Annotated in this window: 17 protein-coding genes; 3 read left to right on the forward strand and 14 right to left on the reverse strand. The window is 62.4% G+C overall.

The genetic code is table 11. The annotated features are described in order from the left end of the window. Positions 1–489: 489 nt before the first annotated feature. Complete coding sequence (locus MUO32_RS14020; RefSeq protein WP_257948929.1) at positions 490–2,124, reverse strand: winged helix-turn-helix domain-containing protein; 1,635 nt, start codon at positions 2,122–2,124, stop codon at positions 490–492. A gap of 363 nt (positions 2,125–2,487) precedes the next feature. Here MUO32_RS14020 and MUO32_RS14025 point away from each other — a divergent pair, with 363 nt between their 5' ends. Next, positions 2,488–3,456: a hypothetical protein gene (locus tag MUO32_RS14025; RefSeq protein WP_257948930.1), complete on the forward strand. Its 969-nt coding sequence runs from the start codon at positions 2,488–2,490 to the stop codon at positions 3,454–3,456. A 474-nt stretch (positions 3,457–3,930) separates the two neighbouring features. On the opposite strand, the gene MUO32_RS14030 is transcribed toward MUO32_RS14025, so the two are convergent. From MUO32_RS14030 to MUO32_RS14055, 6 genes are all read right to left on the reverse strand, one after another. Continuing rightward, complete coding sequence (locus tag MUO32_RS14030) at positions 3,931–4,350, reverse strand: hypothetical protein (RefSeq protein ID WP_257948931.1); 420 nt, start codon at positions 4,348–4,350, stop codon at positions 3,931–3,933. A gap of 111 nt (positions 4,351–4,461) precedes the next feature. Further along, positions 4,462–4,809, reverse strand: coding sequence for a nuclear transport factor 2 family protein (locus MUO32_RS14035; RefSeq protein WP_257948932.1), 348 nt, complete (start codon positions 4,807–4,809; stop codon positions 4,462–4,464). Positions 4,810–4,866: 57 nt separating this feature from the next. Next, entirely contained in the window at positions 4,867–5,289 is a 423-nt protein-coding gene (locus tag MUO32_RS14040; protein WP_257948933.1) for a secondary thiamine-phosphate synthase enzyme YjbQ, read from the reverse strand. A 7-nt stretch (positions 5,290–5,296) separates the two neighbouring features. Continuing rightward, positions 5,297–5,422 carry a hypothetical protein gene (locus tag MUO32_RS14045; protein ID WP_257948934.1) on the reverse strand — a complete coding sequence of 42 codons (126 nt, stop codon included), beginning with the start codon at positions 5,420–5,422 and terminating at the stop codon, positions 5,297–5,299. A gap of 50 nt (positions 5,423–5,472) precedes the next feature. After that, the gene (locus MUO32_RS14050; RefSeq protein ID WP_257948935.1) at positions 5,473–5,826 is read right to left on the reverse strand and encodes a DUF1428 domain-containing protein; all 354 of its coding nucleotides are present in this window, start codon (positions 5,824–5,826) and stop codon (positions 5,473–5,475) included. A gap of 170 nt (positions 5,827–5,996) precedes the next feature. Beyond that, positions 5,997–6,569, reverse strand: a complete 573-nt coding sequence (locus MUO32_RS14055; protein WP_257948936.1) for a transglycosylase SLT domain-containing protein — start codon at positions 6,567–6,569, stop codon at positions 5,997–5,999. 303 nt (positions 6,570–6,872) lie between these two features. Between MUO32_RS14055 and MUO32_RS14060 the strand changes: the two genes are divergently transcribed. After that, the gene (locus tag MUO32_RS14060; RefSeq protein WP_257948938.1) at positions 6,873–7,979 is read left to right on the forward strand and encodes a branched-chain amino acid ABC transporter substrate-binding protein; all 1,107 of its coding nucleotides are present in this window, start codon (positions 6,873–6,875) and stop codon (positions 7,977–7,979) included. A gap of 73 nt (positions 7,980–8,052) precedes the next feature. Here MUO32_RS14060 and MUO32_RS14065 read toward each other — a convergent pair whose 3' ends face one another. Further along, entirely contained in the window at positions 8,053–9,699 is a 1,647-nt protein-coding gene (locus MUO32_RS14065) for an alpha/beta-hydrolase family protein (protein ID WP_257948939.1), read from the reverse strand. Positions 9,700–9,975: 276 nt separating this feature from the next. On the opposite strand from MUO32_RS14065, the gene MUO32_RS14070 reads away from it, so the two are divergent. Then, the gene (locus tag MUO32_RS14070) at positions 9,976–10,215 is read left to right on the forward strand and encodes a DUF2798 domain-containing protein (protein ID WP_257948940.1); all 240 of its coding nucleotides are present in this window, start codon (positions 9,976–9,978) and stop codon (positions 10,213–10,215) included. A 62-nt stretch (positions 10,216–10,277) separates the two neighbouring features. On the opposite strand, the gene rpoD is transcribed toward MUO32_RS14070, so the two are convergent. From rpoD to MUO32_RS14100, 6 genes are all read right to left on the reverse strand, one after another. Continuing rightward, complete coding sequence (rpoD, locus tag MUO32_RS14075; protein ID WP_257948941.1) at positions 10,278–12,329, reverse strand: RNA polymerase sigma factor RpoD; 2,052 nt, start codon at positions 12,327–12,329, stop codon at positions 10,278–10,280. A gap of 446 nt (positions 12,330–12,775) precedes the next feature. Then, positions 12,776–13,123: a GFA family protein gene (locus MUO32_RS14080; protein ID WP_257948942.1), complete on the reverse strand. Its 348-nt coding sequence runs from the start codon at positions 13,121–13,123 to the stop codon at positions 12,776–12,778. A 70-nt stretch (positions 13,124–13,193) separates the two neighbouring features. Then, entirely contained in the window at positions 13,194–14,231 is a 1,038-nt protein-coding gene (gene tdh, locus MUO32_RS14085; protein WP_257948943.1) for an L-threonine 3-dehydrogenase, read from the reverse strand. A 30-nt stretch (positions 14,232–14,261) separates the two neighbouring features. Beyond that, on the reverse strand, positions 14,262–15,452 hold the full coding sequence (locus MUO32_RS14090; RefSeq protein WP_257948944.1) for a glycine C-acetyltransferase: 1,191 nt from the start codon (positions 15,450–15,452) through the stop codon (positions 14,262–14,264). A gap of 37 nt (positions 15,453–15,489) precedes the next feature. Continuing rightward, positions 15,490–15,945 carry a GFA family protein gene (locus MUO32_RS14095; protein ID WP_257948945.1) on the reverse strand — a complete coding sequence of 152 codons (456 nt, stop codon included), beginning with the start codon at positions 15,943–15,945 and terminating at the stop codon, positions 15,490–15,492. 143 nt (positions 15,946–16,088) lie between these two features. Continuing rightward, on the reverse strand, positions 16,089–16,817 hold the full coding sequence (locus MUO32_RS14100; protein ID WP_257948946.1) for a bifunctional 2-polyprenyl-6-hydroxyphenol methylase/3-demethylubiquinol 3-O-methyltransferase UbiG: 729 nt from the start codon (positions 16,815–16,817) through the stop codon (positions 16,089–16,091). Between the last annotated feature and the right edge of the window lie 80 nt (positions 16,818–16,897).

Here is a 16,897-nt window from a genome sequence, read left to right on the forward strand (position 1 = left end):
GAAAGACGTCCCGCCCTATGCGGACAAGATTTCGCCTCGGGATATGTCTTTCGGTTTCCTGAACGCCTCGTTCTAGGCGTCTACAAATACGAACGTGAGTGGTGCCCAGTTTATTCGAAAGTCTGTTTTCCTAATATGCAATACTCATTCGCAGCCTGAAAAACCAAGGCCCGAGCATGCAATCAGTAATTGCTTTTAATCAATTCGCTCTACTTAAAAATATCAGACTGCCAGAGAATTCGTCTCCGCTATGACGGTGGCGAGCTTCGTCCCGTGATCGAGCGGGAGAGGAATGTTTATACGTAGGGCGCTCAGCCCCAGCAGCATGTCACCGTCCCGCGGCGGCTCTGTCATCCTGAGACGTTCCGATCGGCAGGTCCGTCTCTGGATTAGGCCGTCGCTTGTCGTGGTAAAGCACCGCCGCAGCAAAGGGGTGCGTGGGGACCGGAGAGAGAATGCCAGCGCGCACCACGCTTAGGGCCGTTTTCTCTAGGGTTTTCCGTCTCTCGGCAAACCCATTCCGGCGAGCGTATCGCTGATCTTGCGGCCAGCCTGGAGATAGGTTTCGCTGGCGTTGCGGGTGGGTAGGGCGATATTAAGCGTGGTGGAACCGGGGCGCAGGGCCATGCCTTTGCGCAACGCTTCCTCAGCCTCTTCCTGTCGGCCGAGGCGTTGATAGGCAACGGCGAGCAGCATGTAGGTCCGGCCCGACGCAGGCGTGACGGCAAGGGAGCGCGTTAGCCATTGCGCGGCCTCCTCGTCGCGTTCGAGGATGAGGGACGCAAGGCCGGCGCCCAGCAGCCATGTCCAGCGCGAGACTTCCGGCGTGCCGAAGCTGTCAGCCTTGACGAAGCTGGCGAGCGCATCCTCGAAGCGGCCGAGCTGGAGCTGCGTCAGGCCGAGCTGAAAGAGGGCTGCACCGTCCCAAGGGTTGATGGCAAGGGTTCGCGCACAGGTGACCAGACTGTCCGGGAACTGATTGGTCGCGGTCAGAAAGCGGCAATAGGTGCCGAGCACCGAGGCGGAATTCGGCATGGCCTTTACGGCCGCCTCCAGAAGCGCGCGCGCGTCGTTTTCCGCCTTGCTTTCCTCGCCCGGTGGATACCAGTTCATCTGGATCGCGCGCAGATGCAGTGCCGCGAGCGCAACCTGGACATCGACATTGTCAGGCTCGGCGGTACGGTTTTTTTCGAGAATCGCCCGCGCCGTCGCAAAGCGCTCGCGCGTCGTCTGGTTGATGGAAGCGGTTGCCTGCTGAATGGCGATGTTTGCCGGATCGCTCTGCGAAATGCTCTCCCCGTTCTCGAGGGTGTTGAGCCGCAAGGCGAGCGCATAGCCCGCGCCGGCTGCGAGCCGGGATTGCAGGTATCGCGCGTCCTCCGCCCGTGCATCGATTGCGATATCCGCGACCGATTGGATCTCACGCGTCACCGCGTCGATCAGGCGGACCTGCAGCGTCCAGGATCGCGGGTCCTTCTGCAGGACCCCTTCGACCAGCAGCGTCGCGGCGTCTGTGTCCTGCGCCGTCGATCGACTGCCTTCTTCAGGCGGCGTGACAAGGCGGATGCCGTCGATCCTGGAAAGGCCGCCGATCAGCTCGCCAGCTACCCCATGGGCGAGCGCGACGCTTTCGGGATCATCTTTTTTGACGGTAAACGGCACAACAGCGATGACTGGCTCCGGCCGGCCGGAAAAGCTGCCCGACAGCGCAAGGAAGGCCGTGAAGGCCACTCCGGCCGCCAGAATGGCAAGCCCTGCGGACAAAAGCCCACCTCGTCGTCCAGCAAGACGGAAGCGGGAGACGGCGCCGGGCTGGTTCACCGCGGCGATTGCAGGCGTATCCTCGCGGGTGGAGACATCGGCGGCAAAATGATAGCCCCGACCCGAGACGAGCTTGACTGTCTGGCGTTGATCATCACCGAGCGCCGAGCGGATTTCGCGGATGCACTGGAAGAGGCTGTCTTCTCCGACATGAACCCCCGGCCAGATGGCGTCGAGCAGTTCCTGCTTGGTGAGAAGCCGGTGGCTGTTGGCAACCAACAGGCGCAGGAGTTCGAAAGTCTTCGGGCGCAGATGGATCGCGACTCCATCGGGGCCGCGCAGTTCGACGCGGTCCGGATCCAAAACGAATCCCGAAAAAAAGAACACCAGGCCCTCACCATCCCGCCGGAGTTGGACGCGCAAAATAGAGAACAGTCGGACCGGACGTCAACCTGTGCCGTTCAGGCCAGACCTCGTTATAGCGCAACACTCGCTGTTGCTGCGTTCTCGCCATCGATTTCAGAAAAATTTCAGAAAACTCCAACGTCTTGCCGGCGCCCTGTCAGGACGTCGATTGGGAAGCGGACTATCAATATGAGAACCGCGAAAATGGAAGTGAAAGCAATTGCTTCAGGGAGGACAGAACGATGCGGGGCAGCGGCGCAGGCGTAACGACGACACCCTTTCCTTCCGGGACCGGCGGGCCGCGAGGCTTCGGTAAAAACCATGCTTGACCAACACGCAACGTCATCCACGTCCCGGCTTTCGAAACTGCCGGAAGATCAGCTCGGCCGTTTGATGCAGGCCCCGGCTTTCCCGCATGTCGTGCAGCTGCTTGCCCGCGGATTTGACACGCTCTACAAGCACGCGCCCCGGGTGTCCTCTCTCTTCGCCTCGCAGCAGCGCTGGCTTCTCTGCCATGCGGGTCTTGCCCTTCATTTTCGTGCGTCTCTTGAGGGCACCCCAGGTTTGACGCGCCGCGCGCTCGGCCTGTTGGCCGTCGAACTTCGCCTTGCCAGCCGCAACACGGCCTATGCTTTTTTCGACGAGGCGCTGAAATATGGCGTCGTCCGCCCGGCGATGGCGGGCGGTGGCGAGCGTACGGGGGAAGTCGAGCTGTCGCCTGAACCCGTGTCCATGTTGATCCATTGGTATGATCTGCATTTCAAGGCCCTCGACCTCATCGACGGCGCAGGCCGCAGCGGCCGATTTCTGGCACAGCCGGAACGCGCCCTTGCCGTTCTTGCGCCACGCTTCGCGCCGGCCCTTCTGTCGAGCACGCAGGTGCGCATGCCCGGCCCCTTCTACACGATCTTCACCTGGGCGGACGCGGGCGGCAACCTGATGGACCGGCTGATCGCGGGTATCGAGGACCATGCATCGCCGCGGGATGGCTGCTTTCCGACGGATGTGATGTCGATTTCCCAGTTGGCAGAGGCCTTCGCCTTGTCGCGTTCCCACACGAGCCGGAAACTTGCCGCGGCCGAAGCGCTCGGCGGCATCGGATGGAGCGGGCGGCGCGGATATTCGTCGATGTGGATCTCGACGGACTTCTACCGGGAATATGCCCGCGCGCAGGCGCAAAAGCTGTTCCTTCTGGACAATGCTTTTACCGAGCTCTCGCCAGCGCCATCCGTGGCCTTCCTCCCGGATCATTCGCCGGCCCCAATCCGCCAGGAGAGCATCGGAGCGTAGGCCTTTGCCGGCGCGCGGGGGCCTGAGGCCGTGTCAAAAATGGACGGAGACGCAGAGTGATCCACGTCCTAGCCTCCCCTCGCTTGAGGGGCGTCTGCGGCTACCTTGCAATCTACCGGGGGATGATTGCGGGGTAGTCGCGACGGGCCGCTACACAAACAAAAGCTTTCAAGGCGAAACATGATCGACGTGCGGCAGGGGCGCCCGTCAGCACAGAGATCCGAAAGCCAGCACTAAAGAGTGCAAATCCCAACGCTGTCGGACGGCCGATAGCGGTCGCGTAGGCGTCCAATGGCTAGGGTGGCGCCGACTATGGTGTTCCAGAGGGCGATACCTTTACGGGCGAGAAGCAATGCCTCCCGTGCCCCAACGCAAAACCCTCCCGGCTTGCGCCGAGAGGGAGGCCGCTCGCCGGCCGGGGGTGACAAGACGAACGGCTTTCGTTCAGGCAGGTGCCGGCGAGCCGGCCCCACCTTAACGCCAGAGAACCGGGCAGTGACGGTCGTTTGCGAAGACGACGCGGCTGTAGCCGCCATGCCGGAAGCCTTCGACCACGACCTTGCGCGGGGTCACATCGGCAAGGCGGGCACGGCGCAGGCCGAGATCGCGCGCCTTGGCGACGGCGAAGTCCGGCGAGCAGCGGCCACGACGACCCCAGTCGCCGTGACGGCGCTCATGGCGGCGATCCCAGCGGTCACGGCGATCGCTGCGACGATCCCAACGATCGCGATCGCGGTCGCGGCCATAGTCGTGCACTTCGAAGAAGCCGTTGCGGTAGCCGACCTGCTCGATGGAAAGGCTGATATCACCGGCCGACGCAGCCGGAGCGACAGCAGTCAGGGCGCCGAGGCCGAGAAGGGCGGCGAGCACGGTCTTTTTCAGAAAATTGGTCATCGGGGTCTCCTGTTTGCTCTGCCCTGGCCGTCTTGCGTCGGGCGATTGAGGAGACCTTAGGGCCGCGTATCTGAACGCAGCCCGAAGCGGTCGTTCAGACTGCGTTCAACTTCATGAACCGGCAAAGAAGGCGATCCGGGTCACGACCCCGTCCTCGACTTCCAGAAGCAGTATCTTTTCCTTGGAATAGCTGCCGCCGGAGGATGTGCCGCGGGCGGTGAGACGGATGGCGATGTTGTGGCCAAGCGCGTCGCTCATCACGAGAGCATCCGCATAACTTTCATCATGCGCGGCGAAATGCCGGGCAAGACGGTCTCGCAGCGCGTCGCGGCCATTGTCCATCCCCTCGCCGATGCCGGAAATCGCGACATCCTCGTTCACCCTGGCGGCGAGCGCGGCAAAATCGCGCGCGTTCAGTGCCTCGATCACGGCATGATTGATGCTTTCGGTGCTGGTCATGGATCTCTCCTCTTCCTGGGGCGCAGCAAGAACGTTCCACCCGACAAAGCGGTTCCGTCAAGAGCTGAGATGCAGAACGATTTCGCGCCGATGCGGCCGGTCGCGGTGTTCGAAGAGATAGAGACCTTGCCAGGTTCCGAGCGCCAGCCTGCCATCGGTAACGGGAATGCCGATGGAAACCTGGGTGAGAGCCGCCTTGATATGGGCTGGCATGTCGTCCGGCCCCTCCAGCGTGTGTATGACCCAGCGCATGGACGGGTCGTCGGAGGGTGGCACGAGGCGGCGGAAGAACTGGTCGAGATCGCGCCGAACATCCGGATCGGCATTTTCCTGGATGAGCAGCGAACAGGAGGTATGGCGAACGAAGACGGTGAGCAGGCCCGTTTCCGGGCCTGCTGCATGCACGAACTTTTCGGCGTCGCCGGTGAACTCGTAGAGTCCCTGCCCGCGGGTTTGAAGGGTCAGGATCGTCTGCGGCATGCGCGCCTCAGCCGAGCGCCCAGAACAGGCCGCCGACGACCACGATGAAGGCGAGGATCACGCCCATGAAGCGCGCGAGGCCCATATTCGTATCCGTCGTGTCTCCGACGATAGCATAGTAGAGATCGAGCATGGCAAAGCCTTTCTTCCGGTATCATAGGTGATAGCCGACCTGCCCTCCGCTCACAACTCGACAACCGCCTGGAAGCCGCCATAGATCATGCGCTTTCCGTCGAAGACATCCTTCCAGGCATCCCCCTTCAGGCGTTCGTCGGCCATCACCTTGGCGACGATCTCGTCGCGCCTTTCGCGGGATTCATAGGTCACCCAGGAGAAGATCACGATCTCGTCATCCGTCGCCTGCACGGCGCGCGGAAACGAGGTGAGTTCGCCATAGGGTACGTCGTCGCCCACGCATTCCACATAATCGATCGCGCCGTGTTCCTTCCAGACGGCACCGGCCATACGCGCCATATCCTTGTAAGCCTCGATATTGGCCTTCGGCACGGCGAGCAGAAATCCATCCACATAGGTCATGATCGTCTCCTCCATTGATTTGCCCCCCAAGGACGTGGGGCGCAACGACGATCCGACAAGGGGGACGATTTTTTGCGCGGTGCGGATGGCACCGTCCGCCGGCCGACAGGATGCCGATCGTGAAGATCGACATCACCTCGCACGAACGAGTGGCAACCTCACCTCAGCTTTTACCAGGCGCCGCAGTTCTTGAGCTGGCGCGAATAGTTGGACGCGATGTTGGCCGCCCGTTTCGCGCCGGCCTTCGCCGTGCCGCTCCAGTTGCCGCGCTGGTAGCCGGAATGGCCGTGGTAGTAGGCGATGTAGAGCCGATAGGTATCGTTGAGCGCGATGCCGTTCTTGCGGTTGCTCTCGGCGTGATACCAGGCGATGAAACGGATCGCATCCTTGAAATCGGTGCGCTTGGCCATCCAGCGGCCCGTCACGCGCTTGTAGCTCGCCCAGGTGCCGTCCAGCGCCTGCGAATAGCCAAGCGCACTCGACTGGCGCTTCCACGGAATGAAGCCGAGCAGCTTCGTGCGCGGCGGGCGCGCATTATGGCGGAAGCCGGATTCGGTGTAGATCGTGGCCATTAACACGGCAACGGGAACACCATATTCCCGCTCGGCGCTGTTGGCGGCTCGCCGCCAGTTCTCGAAAAGGCCATCGCGCTGCTCGAAGATGGCACAGGCATTCTGCGTCTGCCTAGGAACGGACGCACAGCCAGTGAGCAGCAGGAGGACGACGATCAACACGCAACGCATCGAAAATCCTCAAAATTTGCGGATATTTATAATTGGTAAATCTTAAGAATTGGTTTTGATTCAATTGCCGCCCATCGCGTCCCATTCATCGGCGTGATCCGCCCATCAAATATGCAAATGCATTATTTTGTTGCGCTTTTTACCCTCTGGGCCTAATCAATCTGCAGCACGCCGGCCCTTCGCGCACGATTGTTCCGGACCGTGAATGAACCCCTTCCCCTCCGGATTCAGGCCAGCGCCATCCGGGCGCGGGATGGTTTTCGACCGGGCCCTCCCAAGGCCATAAGTTCAGGAGAACGACCCATGAAGAAGCCTCTTTTCGCCGCCGCCGCCCTTGCCGCATCCGTCGCCTTCGCGCCGCTGGCGCATGCCGATATCGTCATCGGCCTTATCGCACCGCTGACCGGCCCGGTTGCCGCTTACGGCGACCAGGTCAAGAACGGTGCGGAAGCCGCTGTCGAAAACATCAACAAGAACGGCGGCATCCTCGGCGAACAGGTCGTGCTGAAGCTGACGGACGATGCCGGCGAGCCCAAGCAGGGCGTATCGGCTGCCAACCAGATCGTCGGCGAAGGCATTCGCTTCGTCGTCGGCCCGGTGACCTCCGGCGTCGCCATTCCGGCCTCCGACGTTCTGGCTGAAAACGGTATCCTGATGGTCACCCCAACCGCCACGGCACCGGACCTGACGGCCCGCGGCCTCACCAACGTTCTGCGCACCTGCGGCCGTGACGACCAGCAGGCCGAAGTCGCCGCCGCCTATGTGCTCGAAAAGCTCAAGGACAAGAAGGTCGCCGTGATCCACGACAAGGGCGCCTACGGCAAGGGCCTGGCAGACGCCTTCAAGGCCGCGATCAACAAGGGCGGCATCACCGAAGCGCTCTACGATTCGGTCACGCCCGGCGAGAAGGATTTCAGCGCGCTCTTGACCCGCCTCAAGGCTGACGGCGTCGAAGTGATCTATTTCGGCGGCTACCACCCGGAAGGCGGCCTGCTCGCCCGCCAGCTGAAGGACCTCTCGGTCAACGCCACCATCATCGGCGGTGAAGGCCTGTCGAACAGCGAATACTGGGCGATCGGCAACGAAGCCGCTGCCGGCACGCTCTTCACCAATGCGTCGGACGCGCTGAAGAACCCCGATTCCTCGGCCGCCGTCGCGGTTCTCAAGGAAAAGGGCATTCCGCCGGAAGCCTTCACGCTCAACGCCTATGCCGCCGTCGAAGTTCTGAAGGCCGGCATCGAGAAGGCCGGCAGCGCCGAAGACGCCGCCGCCGTCACGGCAGCCCTGAAGTCCGGTGAAGCCATCCCGACCGCTATCGGCAAGCTCACCTACGGCGAAAACGGCGACCTCACCTCGCAGAGCTTCTCGCTCTTCAAGTGGGAAGACGGCAAGATCGTCGCCGCTGAGTAAGCTTCTGACGGCATGAAATGCGAACGCCGGGGTGAAAACCCCGGCGTTTTTGTTTGGCGGGATGGAAGCGCCCTCACCTTCCCGCGCGAAACTTCTCCTTCAGCCGCGCGATATCCTCCGCACTCCAGTCCGTCACGCCGGTCACGGCAATCCACGGCTCGACATAGTGTTCACCGGCATAGACATGACCCAGGCCCATGGGCGTCGTCGTCGCCATCGCCAGGTCGAGCGTCAGCTGCAGGAAGGTGACGACCGGATACCATTGGAAATCCGGCGAGACATCCGGCCCGCGCGGCGTGTCCATCCAGGCCGGCTGGCGGTAGAAGGCGTAGGGATCGTAAAACGTGATCGGGTCGCTGGCATATTGCAGATAGACGATGCGCATCGGCCCCCAATGGTCGCCCGCTTCGGGCAAGGCATTGCGCTGGCTGGTGAACCGCACATAGGAACCGTCGCGGAAGCGCGGCAACCAGGCCGGCGTGCCGGGGTTGCGATCCGCCGTCATCTTGCGCCAGATGCGGCTCGGGAATGGCGGGCCGGACCAGAGTGCGCCCTGATAGGGATCGCCGATCACCTCGAACAGCTCCGCCGACTGCTCCGACGACAGGGCGCCGAGGCTGAGGCCGTAGAGATAGAGTTTCGGCCGCCTCTCCTTCGGCAGGCTCGTCCAGTGGCCGTAGACCGCCCGGAAAAGTGCGCGGGCCGCTTCCGCGCCATAGTCCGGCTCGGCCAGCAGCGAGAGCCAGCTCGCAAGGTAGGAATACTGGATGGCGATGCTGGCGATGTCGCCGTGGTGCAGATACTCGACCGTATCGATACCCTCCGGATCGACCCAGCCCGTGCCGGTCGGCATGATGACGACAAGTGTCGAGCGCTCGAAACCGCCGACGCGGATCAACTCGTCCAGCGCGATCTTCGCCCGTTCACCCGGCGTCCGGCCGGCATTGAGGCCGGCATAGACCCGCAAGGGCTCCATCGCCGGCTTGCCGGTGAAGGTGGATATATCCGTGGCCGTCGGCCCGCTCGCCACGAAGGAGCGCCCCATGCGACCGAGTTCGTTCCAGCGTACCAGCGAGGCCGCGCTACCCGATTTCAGGGGGTCGGACGGCTCGGCCGTATCGGGCTCGATCACCTGATCCAGCCGGCGGAAGGAGGAGTCGGCGGTGTGCAGCACGAAGCGCACCAGCACGCCATCCGCCAGCGTCCAGAACAGGATCGCCGCCAGCGCCGTGCCGATGACATAGGACAGCCGTCGCGGCGCAGCACGGCGCGACGTGTTGGCAAAGAGCTTGACGAGCAGCGTGAAGAAACGCCCGAGGCCGATGAAAACGACGAAGACGGCCAACGCGATGAGACCGACATAGAACGGATGCGCTGTCTCGATCGGCGGCAGGTTCATCAATGTGCGGATGGAATTCTGCCATTCGGCGGTGCGCCACAGGAAGACGAGCACCACGACGCCGCAGACACCACCCGCCGCCACCTTCAGCCACACCCGCACCCGATCCCTCAGCTCCGGCAACTCAAGCCAGAACCACAGCAGCGACAGCAACACGCCAAGCCCGTATCCGCAGGCCATGGCGACACCGGAGAGCAGGCCTTGGGTGATGTAGGTGCGCGGCAGCAGGCTCGGCGTCAGGGAGGCGGCAAACAACAGTGTGCCAAGCACGAGGCCGGCGGCAGAGAAAGACAGCAGAAAAGACCACAACCGATCCCGCATCCGCACCCTCTCCTTCGCAATCATAAGCAAGCGTTGCACGGCAACGGCCACGAGGCAACCGCCGTCCCGGCGCTTTTCGCGTTTATTCGTCGCGCACGAAGCGTGGGTTGCCAGGCCATGCGGGATGCGGTATCTGCGCGATGTCGATGAGCAATCGGCCGTAAGCGTTTGACGTCAAGCAACGCATCCAGACCTGAAATCGTCCGTGAGGGCGTTTCCGCAAAGGTTCGAGATGCCGACGCCGAAGACGATTTCCCCTTCAAAAGGAAAACTGCCATGCAGCTTACGCGCCTGCCGGCCCGCTATGCCGGCATTCTCATGCCCTTCCTCCTCTCCATCGTCATGACCATGGTCGTGTCGGCCGTCGCCACCTGGCGCAATCTCGGCATGGGAGCCGATTTCCCCACCCATTGGCTGCCGGCCTGGGCGATGTCCTGGACAATCGCCTTCCCCACCCTGCTTCTTGCTCTACCACTCACGCGCCGCCTCGTGCGGCTGCTTGTCCGCGCGGCCTGACGTGGAAACGCAAAAGGCCCGGTCGTAAAACGACCGGGCCCTTGCAAGAATTCGAGACAGGCTTAGCTGTCGAGGAACGAACGCAGCTTACGCGAACGGCTCGGGTGCTTCAGCTTGCGCAGCGCCTTCGCCTCGATCTGGCGAATACGTTCGCGGGTAACCGAGAACTGCTGGCCGACTTCTTCGAGCGTGTGGTCGGTGTTCATGCCGATGCCGAAGCGCATGCGCAGCACGCGCTCTTCGCGCGGCGTAAGCGATGCCAGCACGCGGGTCGTCGTCTCGCGCAGGTTGGCCTGAATGGCGGCGTCGATCGGCAGAAGCGCGTTCTTGTCCTCGATGAAATCGCCGAGATGCGAATCCTCTTCGTCACCCACGGGGGTTTCGAGCGAGATCGGCTCCTTGGCGATCTTCAGGACCTTGCGGACCTTTTCGAGCGGCATGGCGAGCTTTTCGGCCAGTTCTTCCGGGGTCGGCTCGCGGCCGATCTCGTGCAGCATCTGGCGCGAGGTGCGGACGATCTTGTTGATCGTCTCGATCATGTGCACCGGGATACGGATCGTGCGCGCCTGGTCGGCGATCGAACGGGTGATCGCCTGACGGATCCACCACGTCGCGTAGGTGGAGAACTTGTAGCCGCGGCGATACTCGAACTTGTCGACCGCCTTCATGAGGCCGATATTGCCTTCCTGGATGAGATCGAGGAACTGAAGGCCACGGTTCGTGTACTTCTTGGCAATCGAGATCACGAGACGGAGGTTGGCTTCCACCATCTCCTTCTTGGCGATACGGGCTTCGCGCTCGCCCTTCTGCACCATCGAAACGATGCGGCGGAATTCGGCGATCGAGATGCCGGTTTCCGTGGCGAGGTTCTGAATCTCCTGACGGATATCGCGGATCGTCGTGTTTTCCGAACGCGCGAACTCCTTCCAGCCGCGGGCGGCCAGATTGGCGATCGACTTCATCCAGTTCGGATCGAGCTCCGCGCCGGAATACTGCTCGAGGAACGAATCGCGCTTGACGCCGTAGCTTTCGGCAAGGCGCAGAAGACGGCCCTCGTTCTGCATCAGGCGCTTGGAGATGTCGTAGAGCTGCTCGACGAGGCTGTCGACACGGTTCTGGTTGAGCGACAGCGACTTCACGGCCGTGATCAGCTCGTCCTTGAGCTCCTTGTAGCGGCGCTCCTGGGCGGGCGACAGCGTGCCGGTGGCCTGCAGGCGGGCTTCCACCTGCTGGTCCTGCAGCTTGCGCAGCTTCTTGTAGGTCTCGGCGATCGTGTCGAGCGTTTCCATGACCTGCGGACGCAGTTCCGCTTCCATGGCGGCGAGCGAGAGGTTCGACTCGTCGTCGTCCTCTTCCTCTTCCTCCGGCGGCAGGCCTTCGCCGCCGACATTGGTGATGTCGTCGTCGTTGGCGGCGCGCGGCCGGCGGTTCTTTTCCTTCTCTTCGGCCGCCTTGCGGTCGGCCTCGATCTTTTCCGGGCTCTGGAACTGCGGGGCAGCCTTCGCCTCGGGACCGGAATAGGTCGTCTCGAGATCGATGATCTCGCGCAGCAGCGTCTGGCCTTCGTTGAGTTCATCCCGCCAGATGATGATGGCCTGGAACGTCAGCGGGCTCTCACAGAGGCCGGCGATCATCGTCTCGCGGCCGGCTTCGATGCGCTTGGCGATAGCGATTTCGCCCTCGCGCGACAGGAGCTCGACGGAGCCCATCTCGCGCAGATACATGCGCACCGGGTCGTCCGTGCGGTCCGTCGGCTCTTTCTTCTTGGCCGTCGCAAGTGCCGTGCCGCTGGAAGGCGCAAGCTCGCCGCCTTCGCTCTCGTTCTCGTCGTCGCCGCCGTCGTCTTCGGCCTGGGTCGCCTCTTCGGCGTCCTCGTCCTCGATGACATTGATGCCCATGTCGGAGAGCATGGACATCGTGTCCTCGATCTGCTCCGAGGTCACTTCCTCGGAGGGCAGGACGGAGTTCAGCTCATCCATGGTGACGTAGCCGCGCTTCTTGGCGGCCTTGATCATCTTCTTGACGGCATCATCGGAAAGATCGAGAAGTGGGCCGTCGGATGCGCCTTCGCGTTCGTTTTCGACTTCCTCGTTCTCTTTGACCTTTGTCGCCATTTATTTCGTCGCTTTCCTGAGCATCAGTTTCCAAGCGGTCAGAGTTTCCGCAGCCGAGCGCCCTTCGGCTTGCGCAATCGCTTATCAGCGTCCCTGACCTAACGGATTGACAATTAAATCCCGATTAACCACATCCCGGCCTGCGGGACTATGGATATGTTGCCGAGGCAACACAATTGACATGACTTCCCGATCCGCCGTACCCATTCCTTCTCAGCCAACAATGGTGATTCCCAGAATTTTCGGTTCCGTCAAGCTTTTCCGGCAAAAAAGCCGCAAAAGTCTCCGATTCGGGTTCGCGGACATCAAAGTCGGCGGATCCGGGCGATTGAGCCTTCATGTAGGCGTAAATCCCGAAAAAGCAATAGCGATCGTCCCTGCGCGCCCTACACCCCCTGCACCGCGATTCGCACGCCAGGGTTTCAGTCCGGATTTCAGCCGGGACTTCAGAACGAGCGCCCATCCACCTTGTTGATCGTCAATGTCTCAAGATCGAGCGCCGGAATGCAGCGCAGATTGACCGCCGCCATCCTGTTGCCCTTCGGATCCGAACCCTCGCCATAGGGCGCGATGCCGCAATTGGCACAGAAATGATGCTCGATGACATGGCGGTTGAACGTGTAGGTCGAGAGGTTTTCCCTGGGCGTCGTCAGCCGCAGGTTTTCCGCCGGTACGAAGGCGAGCAGCCCGCCGCGCCGCCGGCACATGGAACAGTTGCAGTCGAGCCCGCTATCGAACTCGCCCTCCACCTCGAAGGCGACATTGCCGCAGTGGCAGCTTCCCTCGTACTTCATCTTCAACGCTCCTCCTACTCTTTGCGCATAACGCTATCGCAAAACCGCCGCGCACTTTTGCGCGCCTGCGTCAATGCCAGTCCATGACGACCTTGCCGGAATTGCCCGAGCGCATCGCCTCGAAGCCATCCCGGAATTCATCGATTTTTATGCGGTGGGTGATGATCGGCGACAGATCGAGCCCGCCCTGCACGAAGGCGATCATCTTGTACCAGGTCTCGAACATCTCGCGGCCATAGATGCCCTTGAGCGTCAGCATCTTGAAGATCACCTTGTTCCAGTCGATGCCGAAGCCATCGGGCGCGATGCCGAGAATGGCAATCTTGCCGCCATTGTTCATGGTGTCGATCATCGAACGGAAGGCCGGCGGCGCACCGGACATCTCCAGACCGACATCGAACCCTTCGGTCATGCCGATTTCCGCCATCACTTCGGCAAGGTCCTGCTTCGAGGCGTCGACGACGTAGTCGATGCCGACCTTTCGCGCGAGGTCGAGCCTGATGGGGTTGATATCGGTGATGACGACCTTTCGCGCGCCGGAGCGTTTGGCCACCATCGCACCCATGATGCCGATCGGGCCGGCGCCGGTGACGAGCACGTCCTCACCGACCAGATCGAACGAGAGCGCGGTGTGCACCGCATTGCCGAAGGGGTCGAAGATCGCCGCCACCTCGTCCGGCACCTCGTCGGGGATCGGCACCACATTGTATTCGGGGATGCAGACGAACTCGCCGAAGGATCCCGGCCGGTTGACGCCGACGCCCTTGGTGTAATGGCACAGATGCCCGCGCCCGGCGCGGCAGTTGCGGCACTTGCCGCAGACGATATGCCCCTCGCCCGAGACGCGCTCGCCGACCTTGTACTTGGTGACGGAGGATCCGACCTCGGCGATCTCGCCGACGAATTCATGGCCCACGACCATCGGCACCGGAATGGTCTTCTGGGCCCACTGATCCCAGTTCCAGATATGCACGTCCGTGCCGCAGATCGCGGATTTCCTGACCCGGATCAGCACGTCGTTCGGGCCGACCTCCGGCACCGGGACATTCTCCATCCACAGGCCGACTTCGGGTTTTGCTTTAACCAGCGCGCGCATCATGTTCGACATGACGAAACCTCCGCAAGGGATTCAGAAGATTCAGGCAATCACGCCCAGTTCACGTCCGACTTCAGCAAAGACTTCAATCGCCTTGCGAACATCCGCCTCGCTATGGGCCGCCGACATCTGGGTGCGGATGCGCGCCTGGCCGCGCGGCACGACGGGAAAGGAAAAGCCGATGACGTAAACGCCTTTGGCGAGCATGCGGGACGCCATGTCCTGCGCCAGCGACGCATCGCCCAGCATGACCGGAATGATCGCATGCCCCTCCCCCGCAAGCGTGAAACCGAGCTTCGTCATCTCGCTGCGGAAGAGATTTGCATTGGCATAGAGGCGCTGACGCAACCCATCGCCATTGTCGACGAGGTCGAAGACCTTGAGCGAGGCGGCCGCGATGACCGGGGCGAGCGTGTTGGAAAAGAGATAGGGCCGGGAGCGCTGGCGCAGCCACTCGACGACCTCGCGCTTGCCCGACGTATAGCCACCCGAAGCGCCGCCGAGCGCCTTGCCGAGCGTGCCGGTGATGATATCCACACGCCCCTCGACGCCGCAATGTTCGGCCGAGCCGCGACCATGCTTGCCGACGAAGCCAACGGCATGGCTGTCGTCCACCATGACCATCGCGCCGTATTTTTCCGCGAGGTCGCAGACCCCTTGCAGGTTGGCGATGATGCCGTCCATCGAGAAGACGCCATCGGTCGCGATCATCTTGAAGCGCGAACCCTCGGCCTTCTTCAGCTCCTCCTCCAGCGCGGCCATGTCGTTGTTGGCATAACGGAAGCGCTTGGCCTTGGAGAGCCGCACGCCGTCGATGATCGAGGCGTGGTTCAGCGCGTCGGAGATGATGGCGTCCTCCTCCGAAAGCAGCGTCTCGAAGAGACCGCCGTTCGCATCGAAGCAGGAGGAATAGAGGATCGTGTCTTCGAGCCCGAGGAAAGACGAGATGCGCGCCTCGAGTTGCTTGTGCTCCTCCTGCGTGCCGCAGATGAAGCGGACCGAGGCCATGCCGTAGCCATAACGATCGAGCGCCGCCTTGCCGGCCTCGGCCAGCTCCGCGCTGTCGGCAAGGCCGAGATAGTTGTTGGCGCAGAAATTCAGCACGCGCTCGCCCGAGGCGACAGCGATCTCGCCGGCCTGCTTGGAGGTGATGACGCGCTCCGACTTGTAGAGGCCTCCTGACTTGAGGCCGTCGATTTCGGATTGCAGATGGGCGATGAAGGCGGAGGTCATGGCAGGCACTCGCAGATTACGGGAAGGGTCGGAAGGGTCAGGCCGTGCGCGCGGCATAGGCGCCAAGCAGCGGCTCCATGTCGTCCATGCCGGGGAATTTTTCAAAGCTGTGTTCGGCGGGCGTCTGCGCCCAGACGAGCTTTTCACTCGTATAGGTCTCGACGAAAGGACTGTACCAGCTCGTATCGTCCAACATGGTCGGCCGCACATTGACGAAGAAATCGAGCCCCGCCGGCCGGGTGAACATCCAGGTCATGCAATCCGGACAGAAGTGATGCCCGGCTTCCGGGCTCGCGCCGGCGACGACCGGTTCGCCCGCGATGACGGCGAAGCCCTCCGTCGGGATGGCGGCGCTCAGCGAATAGGCGCTGCCCGACATGCGCTGGCAGCCGGTGCAGTGGCAGGCCATGGTGATGAGTGGCGGCGCGCTGATGCGGATTTTCACCCGCCCGCAGCGGCATGCGCCGTCGAGCGGCAGTTTCGGTCGATCCATGGGCTCGGCTTCCCTTCCGATTGATGCCAGCGTGTCTTTTTAGATCGTAATGCCGGCAAATGGCTCCACGATGATAGTTCTAGCGCAGCAAAAGCCCGCGTAAAGGGCCGCCGTCAGCCTTTCCCGGTTTTCAAGCTCCGCTTTCAGATGCGGTCGCACGCGATCAGCAGGAACATCGGCCTGTTGAGCTCCACTTGCCATTCCGGATGCTCCGCCAGCTGAGCATCGCTCGGCCGCCATTCCTCGACGTGACGGATGGCAAAACCGGCCGCGATGAGCGCGTTCAACGTCGTGCCGAGCGTGCGGTGATATTTGACGACGCCTTTGGCGAGCCAGTCCGTCGTGCGCGGCCCCTCGACCAGATAACCATCCACCGGCCAGACCGTGCGCCCGCCGACCTCCGCCCAGTTCGGTTCCGAGGGTGCCATGTAGAGCGGATGCTCGATGGTGAAGACGAAAGAAGCCCCCGTTGCGAGTGCGGCATGAAGGGTGCGCACCAGCCTTTCGAAATCCGCGATGTAGTGGAAGGCGAGCGAGGAATAGGCGAAGTCGAAGTCGCTCTCCGGCAGTTCCAGATGATCGAGATCGGCGATCGCGTAGCGCACCGACGGCGATGCCGTCTCCGCCTTCGCCCGGGCGATCATGTTTTCAGAGAGGTCGAGGCCGAGCACGCTTGCCGCCCCCTCGTCCGCCGCATAGCGCGCAAACCAGCCGAAGCCGCAGCCGAGATCGACGATACGCTTGCCTTCGAGGCTGGGCAGCACGGCGCGCACCGATTCCCATTCCGCAGCACCAGCGAGGCCATGCACCGAGCGGGGCAAGCCGCTGTAGCCCTCGAAGAAGGCAGGCTGATCGTAGATATTCTGGGCCATCGCAAAAATCCTTTCGACGCCGGACATACGCCTATCTCGCTCTCCGGCAAAGCCGCACTTTCTGGCAGCGCCCTTTTCCG

The organism is Shinella sp. CPCC 101442 (assembly GCF_024704725.1).
GTDB lineage: Bacteria > Pseudomonadota > Alphaproteobacteria > Rhizobiales > Rhizobiaceae > Shinella.

Coding starts and splice junctions, on each gene's coding strand:
- MUO32_RS14035 (WP_257948932.1), bottom strand. CDS start 4,809: ATGACCAGCACCGAAAGCATCAATCATGCCGTGATCGAGGCACTGAAC.
- rpoD (WP_257948941.1), bottom strand. CDS start 12,329: ATGGCGACAAAGGTCAAAGAGAACGAGGAAGTCGAAAACGAACGCGAA.
- tdh (WP_257948943.1), bottom strand. CDS start 14,231: ATGTCGAACATGATGCGCGCGCTGGTTAAAGCAAAACCCGAAGTCGGC.
- MUO32_RS14095 (WP_257948945.1), bottom strand. CDS start 15,945: ATGGATCGACCGAAACTGCCGCTCGACGGCGCATGCCGCTGCGGGCGG.
- MUO32_RS14090 (WP_257948944.1), bottom strand. CDS start 15,452: ATGACCTCCGCCTTCATCGCCCATCTGCAATCCGAAATCGACGGCCTC.
- MUO32_RS14055 (WP_257948936.1), bottom strand. CDS start 6,569: ATGCGTTGCGTGTTGATCGTCGTCCTCCTGCTGCTCACTGGCTGTGCG.
- MUO32_RS14070 (WP_257948940.1), top strand. CDS start 9,976: ATGCAGCTTACGCGCCTGCCGGCCCGCTATGCCGGCATTCTCATGCCC.
- MUO32_RS14060 (WP_257948938.1), top strand. CDS start 6,873: ATGAAGAAGCCTCTTTTCGCCGCCGCCGCCCTTGCCGCATCCGTCGCC.
- MUO32_RS14065 (WP_257948939.1), bottom strand. CDS start 9,699: ATGCGGGATCGGTTGTGGTCTTTTCTGCTGTCTTTCTCTGCCGCCGGC.
- MUO32_RS14080 (WP_257948942.1), bottom strand. CDS start 13,123: ATGAAGTACGAGGGAAGCTGCCACTGCGGCAATGTCGCCTTCGAGGTG.
- MUO32_RS14025 (WP_257948930.1), top strand. CDS start 2,488: ATGCTTGACCAACACGCAACGTCATCCACGTCCCGGCTTTCGAAACTG.
- MUO32_RS14040 (WP_257948933.1), bottom strand. CDS start 5,289: ATGCCGCAGACGATCCTGACCCTTCAAACCCGCGGGCAGGGACTCTAC.
- MUO32_RS14045 (WP_257948934.1), bottom strand. CDS start 5,422: ATGCTCGATCTCTACTATGCTATCGTCGGAGACACGACGGATACGAAT.
- MUO32_RS14030 (WP_257948931.1), bottom strand. CDS start 4,350: ATGACCAATTTTCTGAAAAAGACCGTGCTCGCCGCCCTTCTCGGCCTC.
- MUO32_RS14100 (WP_257948946.1), bottom strand. CDS start 16,817: ATGGCCCAGAATATCTACGATCAGCCTGCCTTCTTCGAGGGCTACAGC.
- MUO32_RS14050 (WP_257948935.1), bottom strand. CDS start 5,826: ATGACCTATGTGGATGGATTTCTGCTCGCCGTGCCGAAGGCCAATATC.